Source organism: Oceanicaulis sp. HTCC2633, assembly GCF_000152745.1.
Taxonomy (GTDB): domain Bacteria; phylum Pseudomonadota; class Alphaproteobacteria; order Caulobacterales; family Maricaulaceae; genus Oceanicaulis.
This window is the reverse complement of record NZ_CH672428.1, coordinates 1679905-1697171: the sequence shown is the minus strand read 5'-3', so window position 1 is coordinate 1697171 and position 17267 is coordinate 1679905. Positions and strand designations below refer to the sequence as shown.

The following is a 17267-nucleotide window of genomic DNA, read 5'->3' as shown; positions in this document are numbered from 1 at the left end:
CCCGGCCAAGCGCAGCGCAGAGCCGGGGCCTCCCTCATGATAGGGCGCTTAACGTGGATGGCGGTCCCGGGTCGTCGCTACGCTCGCCCGGGAATTCTGACGCTATCTACTTCACCACCCGCAGGAACCCGCCAATGCGGTTGAGCGTATCGGTGATTTCGGGAAATTCCTTCGCGCCTTCCGCCGCGATCCCTGCGGGCACGTCATGGGTTTCGGCGATCGCATGCAGCGTCTTGTACGCCGCCACCGTCGCAGGATCGTTCGCCGCAATGTCTTTCGCCAGTGAGGCCACGGCCTCGTCGAGCGCGTCCTTGTCGGCATGGCAGGCGTTGGCGAGGCCCCAGTCAAAGGCGTCCTGGCCCGTGAAGGTCCGCGCGGAATAGGAAATTTCCTTCGCTCGACGCAGGCCCACCGCATCCACCAGCGTCTGGCTCATCCCCCAGGTGGGGCGAATGGCGAACTTGGCGTGGGTGTCTCCGAACTTGGTGTCGGTGGTGGTGTGGATGAAGTCGCAATGCAACGCGAACTCCAGCGCGCCGGTGAAGCAGGCGCCATGCACCTTGGCGATGACGGGTTTGGAGCTGGCGCGCACGGCCTGCATCAGACGGCTCGCCGGTTCGTCAAACACCGAGCCGACCCGGCCCGCCTTCGGCTTGGCGCCGGACAGCACCTTGAGATCCACACCGGAGCTGAAGGCCCGGCCCGCGCCCTCGATGATGAGGACTGAAGGACCGTTTTCGTTCTCGGCGCGATGGAGCGCCTCGATCAGCTCTTCCAGCATGGGCGGGATCAACGCGTTCAGCGCGTCGGGCCGGTTCATGCGGATGGTCAGGACCGCATCGTCGCGCACAGTTTCGATATAGTCGTAAGCCATTGGTCTTCCTGTATCGAAGCGCTGCGTCAGCCTGCCGCGAGAGCGAGAGGACGGCGCGTCGGATCATCCGTTCGAAGCGGCGCGCCTGGGGACAATCCTGGCTGGCCGGGGCGCTTCGCGATTGTCAGGGCGCCACGCTAGCTGTGCTCGCCTTTTGCGTCAGCAAAAAATCGTCTAAGACCAGCCTCCCTTCCGCCTCTCATCCAAGATATCGGTCCGCCCTCATGAAACCGTTTCCGAACAAGTACGACGCCAAAGCTTCCGAAGCCGCCCTTCAGGCCCGCTGGGCCAAGGATGACGCCTTCGTCTGGGATCCGAACGCGCCGGCGGACACCGACTATGTGATCGACACGCCGCCACCGACCGTGTCGGGCGCGCTGCATGTGGGTCACGTCTATTCCTACACCCAGGCCGACATCATGGCCCGCTACATGCGGATGAGCGGTCGCAATGTGCTCTATCCGATCGGCTGGGACGATAACGGCCTGCCGACAGAGCGGCTGGTGGAGAAGGTGAAGAAGGTGCGCGGCGGGACCATGTCGCGCGAGGAATTCGTCGCGCTCTGCAAGGAGGTGATCCCGCCTTACGAGCAGCAATTCCGCGACCTGTTCGGCCGTCTGGCGCTGTCGGTGGACTGGAGCCGGGAATACCAGACCATCTCCGACGAGAGCCGCTCGGTCAGCCAGATGTCCTTCCTGGACCTTTATCACAAGGGCCTGCTGGAGCGTCGCCTGGAGCCGACCCTGTGGGACCCGGCCGACCGCACCGCCATCGCCCAGGCCGAGGTTGAAGAGACCGAGCGCGAAGGCAAGCTCAACTACATTCCCTTCGCCATTGAGGGTGAGGATATCGAGCCGGCGATCATCGCCACCACGCGCCCTGAACTGATCGGCGCCTGCGGCGGCCTGATGATCCACCCCGATCATCCGCGCGCTGGCGAACTGATCGGCAAGCGCGCCATCAGCCCGCTCTACAACGTGCCCGTCGAGATCTATGCCGAGGACACGGTCGATCCTGAAAAGGGCACCGGCATCGTGATGTGCTGTACCTTTGGCGATGTCACCGACATTCAATGGTACCGCACCCACAAGCTGCCCTTGCGCCTCGTCATCGACCAGGCGGGCAAGATGATCGACGAGCTGCCCATCGGCACGGATGACTGGCCGAGCCTCGATGTTGAGAGCGCCAAGGCGACCATGGCGGCGCTGGCGGGCCTGAAAGCCGCCAAGGCCAAGGAAACCATCCTTGAGATGCTCACCGAGCGCGATCTCGTCCTCAAGCAGGAAACCACCCATCAGGTGATCCCGATCGCGGAACGCTCCGGTGCGCCGCTTGAGATCATCGTGACCCCGCAATGGTTCATCCGCACCCTCGATTTCAAGGAACAGATCCTTGAGAAGGGTCGCGAGATCACTTGGCGTCCGGCCTATATGCGCCAGCGTTTTGAAAGCTGGGTCGAGGGTCTGAAATGGGACTGGTCGATCTCGCGCCAGCGCCATTTCGGCGTGCCGCTTCCCGTCTGGTATTCCAAGCGTCTGGGAGAGGAAGGCCAGATCATTGTTCCGTCCAAGGACCAGCTGCCCGTCGACCCGACCACGGACCTGCCCCAAGGCTATGAAGCCCATGAGGTCGAGGGCGAGCGCGATGTGATGGACACCTGGGCGACCTCCTCGGTCAGCCCGCAGCTCAACACCCGCTCGATCAACGAGGACTACGCCCTCGATATCGAATCCCACCGCCGCCAGTTCCCGATGGCGCTGCGTCCGCAGGCGCACGAGATCATTCGCACCTGGGCGTTCTACACCATCGTCAAGGCGCTCCATCACGAGAACACCGTCCCGTGGTCCAATATCGCGATCTCGGGCTGGTGCCTGGCGTCAGACGGGTCGAAGATGTCCAAGTCCAAGGGCAATGTGATCGACCCGATCAAGATGCTGGACGAATACGGCACGGACCCGGTCCGTTACTGGACCGGCACCTCGCGTCTGGGGCAGGACACGGCGCTGTCGCCGAACACCCTCAAACAGGGCAAGCGTCTGGTCACCAAGTTGTGGAACGCCGCCAAGCTCGCCGCGATGAGCCTTGAAGGCGCCCAAAGCCATGGCGTGCTAAACCCGACAACGCCCAAGGGCGACATTGAAAGCGGCGTGATCTCTCATCCGCTTGATCAATGGCTGCTGGGCGAGCTGAGCCAGACCATCGCCAAGGCGACCAAGGCGTTCGAAAATTACGAGTACGCCGCCGCCCAGCGCGAAGTGGAAGACTTCTTCTGGCGCACCTATTGCGACAACTATCTCGAGATCGTCAAACGCCGCACCCGGTTTGAAGGCAAGCCTGAGGGCGAAGAGCTGTCCGCGGTCCATACGCTGTGGCACGCCACCGATGCGCTGATCCGCCTGTTCGCGCCCTTCATTCCCTACGTCACCGATGCGCTTTACGACGTGATGATCGGCGATCGCGAGGGCATGCCGTCCACTGTCCATGCCCGCGGCATGTGGCCGAAGGCCGCCGATCAGGCGCCGGCCGGCGCGTTCGAGAAGGAGGGCGAAGCCTTCGTCCAGATTCTCGCCGCCGCCCGCAAGGTGAAGTCCGAAGCCCAGGTGTCGATGAAGACCGCCGCCAACACGCTGACCATCTCCGGTCAGGGCGCTGGCGCAGTGGCCGAACTGATCGGCGAGACAGCGGAAGACCTCAAGGCCGTCACGAGCGCGGGCGAGATCGTCCGCGCTGAAACCGCACCTGAAGGCGTGGCCTCGGTCGTGTCGCCGGACGAGCGTTTCACGGTCTCCATGGACCTGATCATCGAGGAGAAGAAGGCGGAAGGCTGAACCTTCCCCTTACTCTGAAACCGGCAGGGTGAAGACGAAGCAGGCCCCTTCACCCGCACCGGGCTCGAGCCAGATCTTGCCGCCATGGCGTTCGAGGATCAGGCGCGCCTGCGCCAGACCCAGGGCTGCGCCCGGATAGGTCTCGCGCGGATGCAGACGCTCGAACGGGGTGAAGAGTTTGCCGGCGAGCGCCGGATCAACGCCGATCCCGTCATCACGCACCTCGATCCGGTGGTGGTGGCCTTCACGCTTTGCGTGGATGGCGATCTGCACGCCGGGCCCACGTCGGAATTTCAGGGCATTGTCGATGAGCGCTTCAAGCACTGGCTTGAGCAGCGCCGGGTCCCCGCTCACTACAGGCAGCGAGGCAGCCGTCAGATGCGCCTCGGCCGTCCTGATGAGGTCTGACTGCGCCTCAAGGACCTCCGCCAGAAGCACGTCGAGTGCGACCGTCTCGTGTTTCAGAGGGCGTGTCGCGACCTCGAGATAGGCAAGACAGGCCTGAATGAGGGTGCGCATGCGCTGGGCGGCGTCAGAGATGAAGTCCAGACTCTGGACGCCGTCTGCATCAAGCGCTTCAGCATAGCGCTTTGACAGGAGGCTCGAGAAAGCGAGCATCTTGCGCACAGGTTCCTGCAGATCATGCCCGGCGCTGGCGCCGAAGCGGCGCAGGAATTCGATCTGGCGAGCGCCCGGATCGACGCGTTGCAAACGCAGCAATCTCAGGCCGTCAGCGCCCAGGGGGGCCAGTTCAGCCTGATAGGTCGAACCATCATCCGCCTGCACGGTCAATGACGGGCCGGGCTTGGCTGGCATGGCTGCTTCGCAAAGCCTGGGCAGGTCCGGACAGCGTGAGCGCTCCTGCTCGAACGCAGCATTCCAGCCTGCGATTTCGCTGGTCGCGTTCAGCAGAATGCAGGGGTCCGGCAGCGCATCAAAAAGCGTTTGTGTGGAGAGACCTGAGGGAAAACTGCGAGGCGGCATGTAAGCTCCCGGGTGTGCCCGCCCTGAACAGACGGCGCCGAGCGCGCTGGCGTTGAAGCGCACGATAGCTATTGTGCATGACTTTCCATCGAAGTCTCTGCCTCTGGAGCCATAGTCTTGTCCGCCACCACTGCGCCGATCTTTCAGGTCTCCGATCTCAATGTGCGTTTTGATACGCCGGATGGAGAAGTTCACGCCGTTCGCGGGGTCAATCTGGAAATCTCGCCGGGCGAATGCCTGGCCGTGGTGGGCGAGTCCGGATCCGGCAAGAGCCAGACCTTTCTCGCCGCCATGGGGTTGCTGGCGTCAAACGGCAAGGCGGAAGGCTCGATCAGGTATTCCGGTCAGGAAATCCTGAATCTGCCGCCGTCCAAGCTGAACGCGGTGCGCGGCAAGTCCATGACGATGATCTTCCAGGATCCGCTGACCTCGCTGACGCCGCACATGCGGGTGGGCGCCCAGCTTGAGGAAGTGCTGAAGATCCACACCGATCTGCGCGGCGAGGCGGCCACCAAGCGGTGTCTGGACTGGCTGGAGCGTGTCCGCATTCCTGAAGCGGCGCGTCGCCTGAAGCAGTTCCCGCACGAGCTGTCCGGCGGCATGCGCCAGCGCGTCATGATCGCCATGGCGATGCTGTGTGAGCCTGACCTGCTCATTGCGGACGAGCCGACCACGGCGCTTGATGTGACCGTTCAGGCCCAGGTGCTCGACATCATGGACGAGCTGAAGGCTGAAACCGGCGCCGCCATCGCCCTGATCACGCACGATATGGGCGTTGTGGCGCGCATGGCTGACCGCGTGCAGGTGATGAAGCACGGCGAATACGTGGAAGGCGGCGATGTCTATGACATCTTCCGGTCTCCCAAGCACGAATATACCCAGATGCTTCTGGATGCGATGCCGCGCATTGACCAGCCTGACAAGCCGGGTCACGAAGCCTTGCCGCCGCGTGAAGCGATCGGCGAGGACAAGCCGCTTCTGGTGGCCGATGACGTGAAGGTGCACTTCCCGGTCGTGGTGGGTGGCGGCCTGTTTCCAAAGACCAAGCCGCTGAAGGCCGTCGATGGCGTCAGCTTCGAGCTCAAGGAAGGCGAGACGCTCGGGATCGTGGGCGAATCCGGCTGCGGCAAGTCCACGCTGGCGCGCGCCGTCCTGCGCCTTGTGCCGGCGAGCGCGGGCGCAGTGAGCTGGATCGGCAAGGACCTTCTGTCCATGAAGCCGCGCGCGCTGGAAGAGGTCCGCGAGGATCTGCAGATCGTCTTCCAGGATCCGCTGGCCTCGCTTAATCCGCGCATGACCATCGGCGCATCGATCGCCGAACCCATGCTGACCTTCCGCAAGACCATGTCGTCCAAGGAGCGTGAGGCCGAGGTCAAGGCGATGATGGAGCGGGTCGGGCTCGATCCGAACATGATCAACCGCTATCCGCATGAGCTGTCGGGTGGTCAGAACCAGCGCGTCGGTATTGCCCGCGCCATGATCCTCAAACCGAAGCTGGTGATCTGCGACGAGGCGGTGTCAGCGCTCGACGTGTCCATCCAGGCCCAGATCATCGAACTGCTGATCGGTCTGCAGAAGGATTTCGGCCTGTCGATGATGTTCATCTCACACGACCTGTCCGTGGTGCGCGAAGTGTCCCACCGGGTCATGGTGCTGTATCTGGGCCGCATTGTGGAGCTGGCCGACCGCGAGGCGATCTACACCGATGCGCGCCATCCCTACACCAAGGCGCTGATCAGCGCCGTGCCCATCCCCGATCCCGAGATCGAGAAGACGAGGGAGCGCCTGAAGCTGACGGGGGATCTTCCCAGCCCGCTCGACAGCCGCGCCCAGCTGCGCTTCATGAAGTCCAAGCTGATCGATGATCCCGATGCGGAACAGTACCGGCCGCAATTGCTCGAGGTGTCGCCGGGGCACTGGGTCGCCGAGCATGATCCTATTGATTAACTGGCCGTCTGAGCTGCGCTCGCCAGCCGGTTAAATGGGAATTCATTTGCCTCTGCAGGGTATGTCCTTATTTTCGCCATAGTTGGAGAAATCCGAAAACTGAGGTGAACGATCATGGTCAAGCTCAATTCCCGCATCGCCGCATGCTGCCTGTCGCCGCTCGCTGCGATGATGCTCTGGGCTTGTTCGGATCAGCAGGATGCTGATCCTGGAAATGATCTGGCCGCCGCCTTTGAAAGCGCCAGCTTCCCGCATGAAGCCAGCGATATCGCCGCAGATCCGGCCGTCCGTTACGGCGTGCTCGACAATGGTCTGCGCTACGCCATTCTGGAGAATGACACGCCGACGGGCACGGCCGCTCTGCGCATGGTGTTCGATGTCGGTTCTCTGGCGGAAGAGGAAGACCAGCGCGGTCTGGCCCATTTCATCGAACACATGGCGTTCAACGGAACGACTCACGTGCCCGAGGGCGAGATGGTCGCCCTGCTGGAGCGGTATGGGCTGGCCTTCGGGGCGGATACCAACGCCTTCACGGGACGTGAGGTGGTCGGTTACCAGCTCGACCTTCCGAGCAATTCCGACCAGATGCTGAATGTCGGCCTGTTCCTGATGCGCGAGACCGCATCGGAGCTGACCTTTGACAGCGATGCGATCGATCGCGAGCGCGGGGTCATTCTGGGCGAGGAGCGCTACCGCAACACGCCGATCCGCCGCTTCTTCAACGCCTATTACACCTTCCTCTACCCGGACACGATCATCACCGAGCGCGACTCCATCGGCACGGTCGAGGTGATCGAGAATGCGCCGGCCGAACGCCTGATCGCCTATTACAACGATTACTACACGCCTGAACGCGGCATGCTGGTCGTGGTCGGCGATGTGGACGCCGACATGATTGAGGCGAAGATCCGCGACGGCTTCGACATCAGCCTTGAGGGGCTGGATGTGGAGCATGTGTCGAGCTTCGCCAGCTGGGAGCAACCGACCCCGGCGGCGCCGGATCCCGATATCGGCACGGTGGCGGATCCCCAGGAGCCCGAATTCGGCTTCTTCTATGATCCGGACGTGTTCACGCTCATCACGGTGGACGTGATCGAACCCGGCGCGGCGCCCTATGATACGCAGGAGGCCCGGTTTGAGGACCTGCTGCGTCAGCTGGGTAATGGCATCGTTCAGCGCCGCCTGCAGAGCGACATCAATCGCGGGGCGTCGCCGCTGGTCCAGGCCAGCCTGTCCTATGGCAATGAATTTGATCTGGTGAACAAGGCGGGCCTGTTCGCGGTGTCCAGCCCGGAGCGCTGGCGCGAAGGCGTCGCCACGCTGGAACAGGAGCTGCGCCGCGCCCAGGAATACGGCTTCACCCAAGCCGAGCTCAACGAACAGCTCGCCAATGTGCGCACCAGCCTGCGCAACGCCGTCGACCAGGCGGATACGCGTCAGAGCGGCGATCTGGCTGACGGGCTGTGGTCGAGCTGGATCGAGGGGGAGGTCTTCTCATCCCCGACAGATGTCATGGCGCGCTTCGAAGCGCTTGAGGACCAGATCACGGTGGAAGCGGTGGAAGACGCCTTCAACCGTATCTGGACGGCGTCTCCGCCCAAGGTGATGGTGGCGCTGAACCAGGACGTGACCGATGGCGACGCAGCAGTGCGCGAAGCCTGGCTCGCCTCTTCCGCGGAACCGGTGGACCCTGTCGTGGACGCGGGCGTGGTCGAGTTCGCCTATACTGACTTCGGAACGCCGGGCGAGGTGGTCAGCACCAACCGGATCGAGGATCTGGGCGTGGACCAAGTCGTGTTCGACAATGGCGTCATGCTCAACGTCAAGACCACCGATTTCGAGGACAATGTCATCCGTGTGCGCGTGGATTTCGGCGCCGGCGATCTGACCCCGCAACCGACCGCTGCGGCTGGCACCATTCTGGGCGCCGTGTTTGGCGGCGGCGGTCTTGAAGCCCATGATCGCGATGAGCTGCAACGTCTGCTCGCCGGTCGCTCCGTGGGCTATGGCCTGAATGTGGGCCCGGACAGCTTTGCCTTCGCGAACGCCACCACCCCGACCGATTTCGAGCTGCAGATGCAGGTCCTCGCCGCTTTCATGACCGCGCCGGGCTGGCGTGAAGACGGGCTGAACCAGTTCCGCGCCATCGCCGAGGAAATCCGTCGCGGCCAGAACGCCCAGGCGGTCCAGGTGGCGGTGAACCGGGTGGGACGCATGCTGCGCTCGGGCGATCCGCGCTGGGGCTTCCCCACGGCCGAGGAAGTCAACGCCTTCACGATGGAGCATGCCCGCACCATGCTCGAGCCGGCGCTTCAGAACGCTCCGATCGAGATCACCATTACGGGAGATGTGTCGACTGAACGCGCCATCGAGGTGGTCGCTGAAACTTTCGGCGCGCTGGCGGATCGCGACGAGAGCTGGCCTGCCTATCAAGACAACGCCGCGATCGAATTCCCGGCGCCGACCGAAGAGCCGGTGATCGTGACCTTCAACGGTCAGGATTATCAGGGCATGGCGAATGTCTATTACCCGACCACGGACGGGATCAATGCGCGCGAGCGCCGCGCTTATGACCTTCTGCGCGCGGTCTACAATCTCAAGGCCATTGACCGTTTTCGCGAGCAGGAAGGCGCCACCTACTCCGCCATCGTTTCGAGCCAGCAATCGCGGGTCTCGGAAGGCTATGGCTTCATGTGGGTTGGCCTGGACGTGAATGTCGCCGACATCGACCGGATGTACGACATCGCCGACGAGATCGCGCTGGCCATGGCCAATGGCGATATTTCCGAGGACGAGCTGCGGCGCGCCCGCAACCCGATCATGGAAAGCCTTGAAGAGAATTTCGAGCGCAATCCATTCTGGGTGAACGCCCTGTCGCGGATCCAGACCCATCCCGAGGATCTGGAGCAGATCCGGTCCATCCAGTCCGACTATCGCGACGTGACCGTGGACGAGCTGGTCGCGCTGGCCGAGCAGTCCCTGCGGCCCGATGAAGCCTACCGCGTCACCATCCTGCCGCAGAGCGCCGCGACCGAAGCGGAATAGTCAAAACAGATGCGGTCAGGCGATGCGCCTGGCCGCGTCTGGGCTCTCGACCTTCTGGGCAGTCCTGATACTCTCCCGCCAAAGCGTCCGGACTGTTCGGGCGCTCATGCCCAAGGGGGAGTTCGCATGAACCGTTTTGCGCTGTTGACCACCGCCGCTCTTGTCAGCCTCGGCCTCGCTGCGTGCGGCGCTCCGCAGGCTGAAGAGTCCGACGCCGCTGCGTCCGGCGAACAGGAGCTCAGCGAGACCGAAGCCCAGGTCAACGACATTCTTGAAGCCATGGCGGACACCGCCGAGGCCTCCGAGGAAGAGCGGATTGTCGCTGAAGCGCGTCGTTGCACGGCCGAAGGCGATGCCGGCGAGTATGACCTGCCCGAACGGGGCGAGGATCAGGCGCTCGCTGATTTCAATGCGGCTGTAGGCGAGGCCTACCTTGCCCAGAACGCTCAGAGCGCCTGCGTCTTCACGCTGCCGTCCGGTCTGCAGTTCCGGGTGGACCGCGCCCGTGACGGCGCGTCTCCGGATCCGCGCGGCGAGCTGGTCGAGGTCAATTATGAAGGCACGCTGATCAATGGTGAGGTGTTTGACAGCTCCTATGCCCGGGGTCAGTCCGCCACCTTCCCGTCCAACCGCCTGATCCGCGGCTGGGTCGAGGCTCTGCCACTGATGAATGTGGGCGAGGAATGGACGCTGTTCATCCCGTCCGACCTGGCTTACGGGCCCACCGGCACCCAGGGCGGTCCGATCGGTCCGAACGAGACGCTGATCTTCCGTCTCGAGCTGATCAGCCTGCCCAACCGTCCGATCGACGAGCAATAGGCGCATGCGCACCGCGTCTGACTGGCTGGCCGAGCTGGTGTCTTTTGACACCACCTCGCGCAATTCCAATCTCGCCCTGATCGACCGGGTCGAGTCCTATCTCGCCGAGTTGGGCGCGGAGTGTCATCGCATCGAAAGTCCTGACGGGACGAAAGCCAATCTGCATGCGGTCCTCGGGCCGCATGTGGATGGCGGCGTGGTTCTGTCGGGCCATACCGATGTTGTGCCGGTGGATGGCCAGGACTGGAGCACGGACCCGTTCACCCTGACAGAGCGCGACGGCAAGCTTTACGGGCGTGGCTCGTGCGACATGAAAGGGTTTATCGCCTGCGCGCTGGCCAAGGCGCCGAGTTTTGCAAAGGCCGCGCTGAAACGTCCGGTCCATTTCGCCTTTTCCTATGACGAGGAGATCGGCTGTCTCGGGGCGCCGGACATGATCCGACAGATGGCGGGCCACGCCCCGCGCCCGTCCTGCGTCATCGTGGGCGAGCCCACTGAAATGGCGGTCGTGACCGGCCACAAGGGGCTCTTTTCGGTCCGGGTCGAGGTGACGGGGAAGGAAGCGCATTCCTCGCTGGTGGAGGACGGCGCCTGCGCCGTGACCTACGCCGTGCGCCTCATGAACTGGATGGTTGAGCAATCGGACGCGCTCAAGGCGGCGGCGCCGGCTGACAGTCCGTTCAACCCGCCCTATGGCACGCTGACCATCGGACAGATGGGCGGCGGAACGGCCGCCAATATCCTGGCGAAATCGGCCTGGTTCATATCCCTGATGCGCCCGGCGCCCTGGGATGACGGCCCCGGTCTGGGCCGGAGACTGATGGCAGAGGCGGCCCGGCTCGAGGCGGAGATGCGTCAGTATGCGCCCGAGGCGCGAATAGAGGTCGAAGTCCGCTCCAATGTCCCGCCCTTGCGGCCTGAAGACATGGGGGAGGCGGAAACCCTCGCCCGTGCTCTGACCGGCGATAACAGCCCGCGCGTCGTTGCGTATGGCACCGAGGGCGGACAGTTCCAGGAAGCCGGTTTCTCGACTGTCATCTGTGGCCCTGGCTCGATCACCCAGGCGCACCAGCCTGATGAGTTTGTCGCCATCAGCGAACTCGACGCCTGCATGCGATTTCTCGACAAGCTTGAACAGCGCCTGAGCGCCTAGGTCGGGCTTAGCTTCCGCCCGTGCGGGTGATCGTGCCGTCCTCTGCGATATGGATGCCGCACTCGGTCTTGTCCTGACCGGCCCAGCGACCGGCGCGCGGATCATCGGTCGGATCTTTCACCTGACTGGTGCAGGGCAGGCAGCCGATCGAGGGATACCCCTCCGCCACCATGGGATGGGGCGGCAGGTCATGGGTTTCGAAATAGGCGTTGATCGCGTCGCGAGACCAGTCAAAGAGCGGATTGAGTTTGAGCTTGCCGTCCTGGATCTCGACCCGGGGCAGGGCGGCGCGTTCGCCGCCATGATGGCGCTTGCGACCCGAGATCCAGACCTTGAAGGGGCGCAGGGCGCTGATCAGGGGCAGGGTCTTGCGGATATGGCAGCACAGATCGGGGTTGGTCTTGTGCAGCACGCCGTCCGGATCATCCGCTTTCACGTGATCGGGATTGGGCTGCAAGGTGCGCACGTCGGTCAGGCCCAGTCTTTCAGACAGGGCGTCACGATAGGCCAGGGTCTCGTCAAAGAGCTGCCCCGTGTCCATGAACAGCACGGGGGTATCCGGTTTGGCCTGCGCGACCAGGTGCAGGATCACGGCGCTTTCCGCGCCATAGGATGACACCACGCAGGATTCGCCAGGATAGATGTCGGCCAGCACCCGGCGGACTGCTCCGGCTGCATCGAGGCCTGCAAGCGCCGCATCCAGCGCCTGCGCGCCCGCCTCGAGCGCCAGCCGGTATTCTGATTTCAGCGGAGCCATGGGTCACCTGTCGTCGCTGGGACCAGCGTGAGCATTTGTGTGCGGCGCATCAAGAGCGGGGTGGGACAGGGGCTGAGAAAAAAGGCCGGATGCGAGGATCCGGCCTTTCATCATCTGGCGCGAACCACAGACTAGCGGGTCGCGTTCTGGGCCGCTTCGCGGTCCTTGTTCCAGTAGGAGACCGACTTGACCTTGGAGCGGTCGCAGCGATCGGCATATTTCTTCGCGATCTCGGTCACTTCCTCCATCAGCCCTTCGGCGAGGGTGATGGGCTTCAGGCCCATGGACAGGAAGGTGTCGTTCTCCACGTGAAGCTCGTTCTCATCGGCTTCATTGCGCGGGTTCGGCAGATAGGCGACCTCGGTCTTGGTCATGCCGGCGATCATCTCGGCCAGTTCGCGCACCCGGTGGGTTTCGGTCATCTGGTTCATGATGCGGGTGCGCTCGCCATGCTCGGGCGGGTTCTCGACCGCCAGCTGGATGCAGCGGACCGTGTCCTGGATATGGATGAAGGCGCGGGTCTGACCGCCCGTGCCGTGCACGGTCATCGGGAAGTCGATGGCGGCTTGCATCAGGAAGCGGTTCAGAACGGTGCCATAGTCGCCGTCATAGTCGAACCGGTTGATCAGGCGCTCGTCCTTCTTGGTTTCCTCGGTCTGGGTGCCCCAGACGATGCCCTGGTGAAGGTCGGTGATCTTCACCTTGTCGTTCTTGTTGTAGAAGTGGAAGAACAACTGATCCTGGGTCTTGGTCATGTGATAGATTGAGCCCGGATTGGCCGGATAGAGGATCTCCTGATCCTTCAGGCCTTCCTGGGTCTCCACCTTCACCTTCAGATAGCCCTCGGGGATTTTCATGCCCGCGGTGCCATAGCCGTAGACGCCCATGGTGCCCAGGTGGACGAGGTGAATGTCCAGACCGGTCTCGACGATGGCGGCCAGCACGTCATTGGTGGCGTTGAGGTTGTTGTCGACCGTATAGCGCTTGTGACGGGCGGACTTCATCGAATAGGGCGCGGCGCGCTGTTCGGCGAAGTGGATGATCGCATCAGGTTTTTCTTCAAGGATCAGGTCGACGAGTTCCTGATAGTCCTTGCCGATGGTCAGGTCCCTGAAGCGAATCTCCTTGCCGGAGACCTCTTTCCAGGCCGCCAGACGCTCGCCCATGGGGCGGATCGGCGTCAGGGAGTCCACTTCCAGCTCGATATCGATCTTGCGACGAGACAGATTGTCCACGATTACAACATCATGGCCGCGCGCAGAGAGGTGGAGCGCAGACGGCCAGCCGCAGAAACCGTCACCGCCGAGCACGAGTACTTTCATCTCAATCCCCAAAAGACTGTCCTGACCCTGTCAGAATTTTGAACAGGTTTCTTGCAGTTCGTGCGTTGGGATGCAAGGCCGGGACGCGGTCCCGGCGCCCCCCCGGATATGGACGGACGCGCGGGAAGCGTCTAAACCGCGCGCGACATGTCTCAAGGCCGACAGCGTGCAACCACGCCCGGTCCAGCAAGATCAAAGGAGCAGATCATGGCGCTGCGTGTGGCGATCAACGGGTTTGGCCGGATCGGCCGTCTGGCTCTGCGTGCCCTCATGGAGCACGAGCGGACGGACGAGTTCGAGGTTGTGGCGATCAACAATTCCGGCACCGCCGAAGCCATCGCTCACCTGTTCGCGTTCGACAGCGTGCATGGCCGCTATCGCGGCGAGCTGACCACGGGCGAGGACTGGATGGATCTGGGCTTCGGCAAGATCACCAAGGTCAATGAGCGCGACCCGTCCAAGCTGCCCTGGGCGGCGATGGGCATCGACATTGTTCTTGAATGCACCGGCGCCTTCAACGACAAGGCCAAGGCGATGGCCCATATCGAGGCGGGCGCGAAACGCGTGCTGTGCTCGGCCCCGGCCAAGAACGCCGACAAGACGATCGTCTATGGCGTCAACCATGACCAGCTGACCGCGGAAGACATTGTGGTCTCCAACGCGTCCTGCACCACCAACGGCCTCGCGCCGGTGGCCAAGGTGCTCAATGATGCGGTCGGCATCGAACGCGGTCACATGACCACCATCCACGCCTATACCGGCGACCAGCCGACGCTGGACCGGAACCACAAGGACCTGCACCGCGCCCGCGCGGCGGCCCTGTCCATGATCCCGACCTCCACCGGCGCGGCCAAGGCGGTCGGCCTGGTGCTGCCGGAACTGGCGGGCAAGCTCGATGGCTCAGCGGTGCGCGTGCCGACCCCGAACGTGTCGGTGATCGATCTTGTGTTCACGCCGGGCAAGGCCACCAGCGTTGAAGAGATTGCGAACGCCATCAAGGCGGCCGCCGATGGCCCGCTGAAGGGCGTGCTGGGCTATGACACCGCGCCGCTGGTCTCCATCGACTATAACCATGACAGCCGCTCGTCCGTGGTCGCGCTCGACAAGATCGCCGTGATCGACGAGCGCCTGGTCCGCGTCATGACCTGGTATGACAACGAATGGGGCTTCGCCTGCCGCATGCTCGACACCGCCAAGGCGATGGGCCGCTTCCTCTAAGCCGACTGACCTTCAAGGGACGCCGACAATGATCCGTCGTATCGAAGACGCCGACATCGCTGGGAAACGCGTGCTTGTGCGCGTGGATTTCAATGTACCCATGCAAAACGGGAGCGTCAGCGACGACACCCGGCTGCGTGCGGCCCTGCCCACCATCGAGCATTTGCGCGAGGCGGGGGCGAAAGTGATCCTGATGGCGCATTTCGGCCGTCCCAAGGGCCAGCGCAATCCCGAGATGAGCCTGGCCCCGGTCGCGACCCCGCTGGCGGAGCTGATCGGTCATCCAGTGAAGTTCGTTTCTGATTGCGTAGGCAGCGACCCCAAGGGCGCGATCTCGCTGATGAAGGCGGGCGATGTGCTCTTGCTGGAAAACACCCGCTTTCACGAAGGCGAGGAAAAGAACGATCCCGCGTTCGCCGCACAACTGGCCGAACTGGCGGACGTCTATGTCAATGACGCCTTCTCTGCGGCGCACCGGGCGCATGCCTCCACCGAAGGCGTGGCGCGTCTGCTGCCGGCCTATGCCGGTCTGGCGCTTCAGCGTGAGATCGATCATGTGACCGCTGCGCTCGAGAACCCCAACCGTCCGGTTCTGGCGGTCGTGGGCGGGGCGAAGGTCTCCACCAAGATCGAGCTTCTGAAAAACCTCGTCAAAAAGGTGGACCGCCTGTTCGTGGGCGGCGCCATGGCGAACACCTTCCTGGCGGCGCGCGGCCATGATGTGGGCGGCAGCCTGTACGAGCGCGACCTGATCGACACCGCCAAGGCCATCGAGGACGCGGCGGGCGAGGCGCAATGCCAGATCCTGCTGCCGACGGATGCGGTTGTGGCGAAAGAGTTCAAGGCGCACGCGGATCGCCGTGTCGCCGAGGTGGATGACATCCAGGCGACCGAGATGATCCTTGATTGCGGACCCGAGACTGTGGACCAGCTGGCCGACGCCATCGCCGCGTCGCGCACGCTGGTCTGGAACGGCCCGCTGGGCGCGTTTGAGACGCCGCCCTTTGACACCGCCACCGTGGAAGCGGCGCGCTATGCTGCAAGCCGTTGCAAGGAACACGGACTGACGGCTGTTGCGGGCGGCGGCGATACGGTCGCAGCGCTCAATCAGGCGGGCGTGTCGGACGATTTCACCTTTGTCTCGACCGCAGGCGGGGCGTTCCTGGAATGGCTTGAGGGCAAGGCCCTGCCGGGCGTGGAAGCGCTCAAGGACTAAAGCTTGACCCTTCGCCCGCTCGGGGCGAAACACACTCAATCCGGCGAGGCTCGCCACACTTTCTTTCAAGGGGGACGACGGTCATGGACATCGATCAGCTTAACGAAATCGCGATCCGCATGACGGCGCCGGGCAAGGGCATTCTGGCCGCCGACGAATCCACGCGCACCATCGGCAAGCGCTTTGACGGCATCGGCCTTGAGAACACCGAGGAGAACCGACGCAACTGGCGCGAGATGCTGTTCCGCACCACGCCTGCAATGACGGATCACGTCTCCGGCGTCATCCTGTTTGACGAGACGATCCGCCAGAAGGCCGCCGACGGCACGCCGCTGGTCAAGCTCATCACCGACGCCGGCGCCGTGCCGGGCATCAAGGTGGATGCGGGCGCGAAAGCGCTGGCGGGCGCGGAAGGCGAGACCGTCACCGAGGGGCTGGACGGCCTGCGCGAGCGTCTGGCGGAGTATTACGAGCTGGGCGCGCGTTTCGCGAAGTGGCGCGCAGTCATCGACGTCAATGGCGAGGACATTCCGTCCCAGTACGCAGTCGATGTGAACGTGCACGCGCTGGCCCGCTACGCCGCGCTCTGCCAGGAAGCCAACATCGTGCCGATCGTGGAGCCCGAAGTCCTGATGGACGGCGATCACTCCATCGAGCGTTGCTATGAAGTGACCGAGTTCACCCTCAAGCGCCTCTATGCCGAGCTGTTTGACCAGGGCGTGATCCTGGAAGGCACGGTGCTCAAGCCCAACATGGTCATCGCCGGCAAGAAATGTGCCGATCAGGCCAGCCGCGAGGAAGTGGCCGAGATGACGGTCCAGTGCCTTCTGAACACCGTCCCGGCGGCGGTTCCGGGCATCGCCTTCCTGTCGGGCGGTCAGTCTGATGAAGACGCCACCGCGCACCTGAACATCATGAATGAAGGCTTTGACCTGCCGTGGCCGCTGACCTTCTCCTATGGTCGCGCGCTGCAGGCGGCGCCTCTGAAAGCCTGGGGCGGCTCCAATGTCGAAGCCGGCCAAAAAGCGTTCAACCACCGCGCCCGCATGAACGGCCTCGCCGCGCTGGGCGAGTGGAATGAAGGCCTGGAAAGCGAAGGCTAAG

Annotated in this window: 12 protein-coding genes; 8 read left to right on the top strand and 4 right to left on the bottom strand. The window is 63.5% G+C overall.

All coding sequences use genetic code 11. The annotated features are described in order from the left end of the window. Window positions 1–106: 106 nt before the first annotated feature. Window positions 107–874 carry an enoyl-CoA hydratase/isomerase family protein gene (locus tag OA2633_RS08100; protein WP_009802037.1) on the bottom strand — a complete coding sequence of 256 codons (768 nt, stop codon included), beginning with the start codon at window positions 872–874 and terminating at the stop codon, window positions 107–109. A 224-nt stretch (window positions 875–1098) separates the two neighbouring features. On the opposite strand from OA2633_RS08100, the gene OA2633_RS08095 reads away from it, so the two are divergent. Next, window positions 1099–3702: a valine--tRNA ligase gene (locus OA2633_RS08095; protein ID WP_009802036.1), complete on the top strand. Its 2604-nt coding sequence runs from the start codon at window positions 1099–1101 to the stop codon at window positions 3700–3702. A gap of 9 nt (window positions 3703–3711) precedes the next feature. On the opposite strand, the gene OA2633_RS08090 is transcribed toward OA2633_RS08095, so the two are convergent. After that, complete coding sequence (locus OA2633_RS08090) at window positions 3712–4686, bottom strand: ATP-binding protein (RefSeq protein ID WP_009802035.1); 975 nt, start codon at window positions 4684–4686, stop codon at window positions 3712–3714. Window positions 4687–4803: 117 nt separating this feature from the next. Here OA2633_RS08090 and OA2633_RS16610 point away from each other — a divergent pair, with 117 nt between their 5' ends. From OA2633_RS16610 to argE, 4 genes are all read left to right on the top strand, one after another. Next, complete coding sequence (locus OA2633_RS16610; RefSeq protein WP_009802034.1) at window positions 4804–6633, top strand: ABC transporter ATP-binding protein; 1830 nt, start codon at window positions 4804–4806, stop codon at window positions 6631–6633. Window positions 6634–6747: 114 nt separating this feature from the next. Further along, entirely contained in the window at window positions 6748–9678 is a 2931-nt protein-coding gene (locus tag OA2633_RS08080) for a pitrilysin family protein (protein WP_009802033.1), read from the top strand. 126 nt (window positions 9679–9804) lie between these two features. Then, window positions 9805–10497, top strand: coding sequence for an FKBP-type peptidyl-prolyl cis-trans isomerase (locus tag OA2633_RS08075; protein ID WP_009802032.1), 693 nt, complete (start codon window positions 9805–9807; stop codon window positions 10495–10497). A gap of 4 nt (window positions 10498–10501) precedes the next feature. Then, entirely contained in the window at window positions 10502–11650 is a 1149-nt protein-coding gene (argE, locus tag OA2633_RS08070; protein WP_009802031.1) for an acetylornithine deacetylase, read from the top strand. 7 nt (window positions 11651–11657) lie between these two features. Here argE and OA2633_RS08065 read toward each other — a convergent pair whose 3' ends face one another. Together OA2633_RS08065 and OA2633_RS08060 are read right to left on the bottom strand one after the other, a co-directional pair. Next, on the bottom strand, window positions 11658–12407 hold the full coding sequence (locus OA2633_RS08065) for a phosphoadenylyl-sulfate reductase (protein ID WP_009802030.1): 750 nt from the start codon (window positions 12405–12407) through the stop codon (window positions 11658–11660). A gap of 131 nt (window positions 12408–12538) precedes the next feature. After that, window positions 12539–13729, bottom strand: coding sequence for an NAD-dependent epimerase/dehydratase family protein (locus tag OA2633_RS08060; RefSeq protein ID WP_009802029.1), 1191 nt, complete (start codon window positions 13727–13729; stop codon window positions 12539–12541). Between the two features lie 207 nt (window positions 13730–13936). Between OA2633_RS08060 and gap the strand changes: the two genes are divergently transcribed. From gap to OA2633_RS08045, 3 genes are all read left to right on the top strand, one after another. After that, a complete protein-coding gene (gene gap / locus OA2633_RS08055) occupies window positions 13937–14947 on the top strand; it encodes a type I glyceraldehyde-3-phosphate dehydrogenase (RefSeq protein WP_009802028.1) in 1011 nt (336 codons plus the stop codon). 28 nt (window positions 14948–14975) lie between these two features. Beyond that, window positions 14976–16163 carry a phosphoglycerate kinase gene (pgk, locus tag OA2633_RS08050; RefSeq protein ID WP_009802027.1) on the top strand — a complete coding sequence of 396 codons (1188 nt, stop codon included), beginning with the start codon at window positions 14976–14978 and terminating at the stop codon, window positions 16161–16163. 83 nt (window positions 16164–16246) lie between these two features. Continuing rightward, a complete protein-coding gene (locus tag OA2633_RS08045) occupies window positions 16247–17266 on the top strand; it encodes a class I fructose-bisphosphate aldolase (RefSeq protein ID WP_009802026.1) in 1020 nt (339 codons plus the stop codon). The last annotated feature ends 1 nt before the right edge of the window (window position 17267 follow it).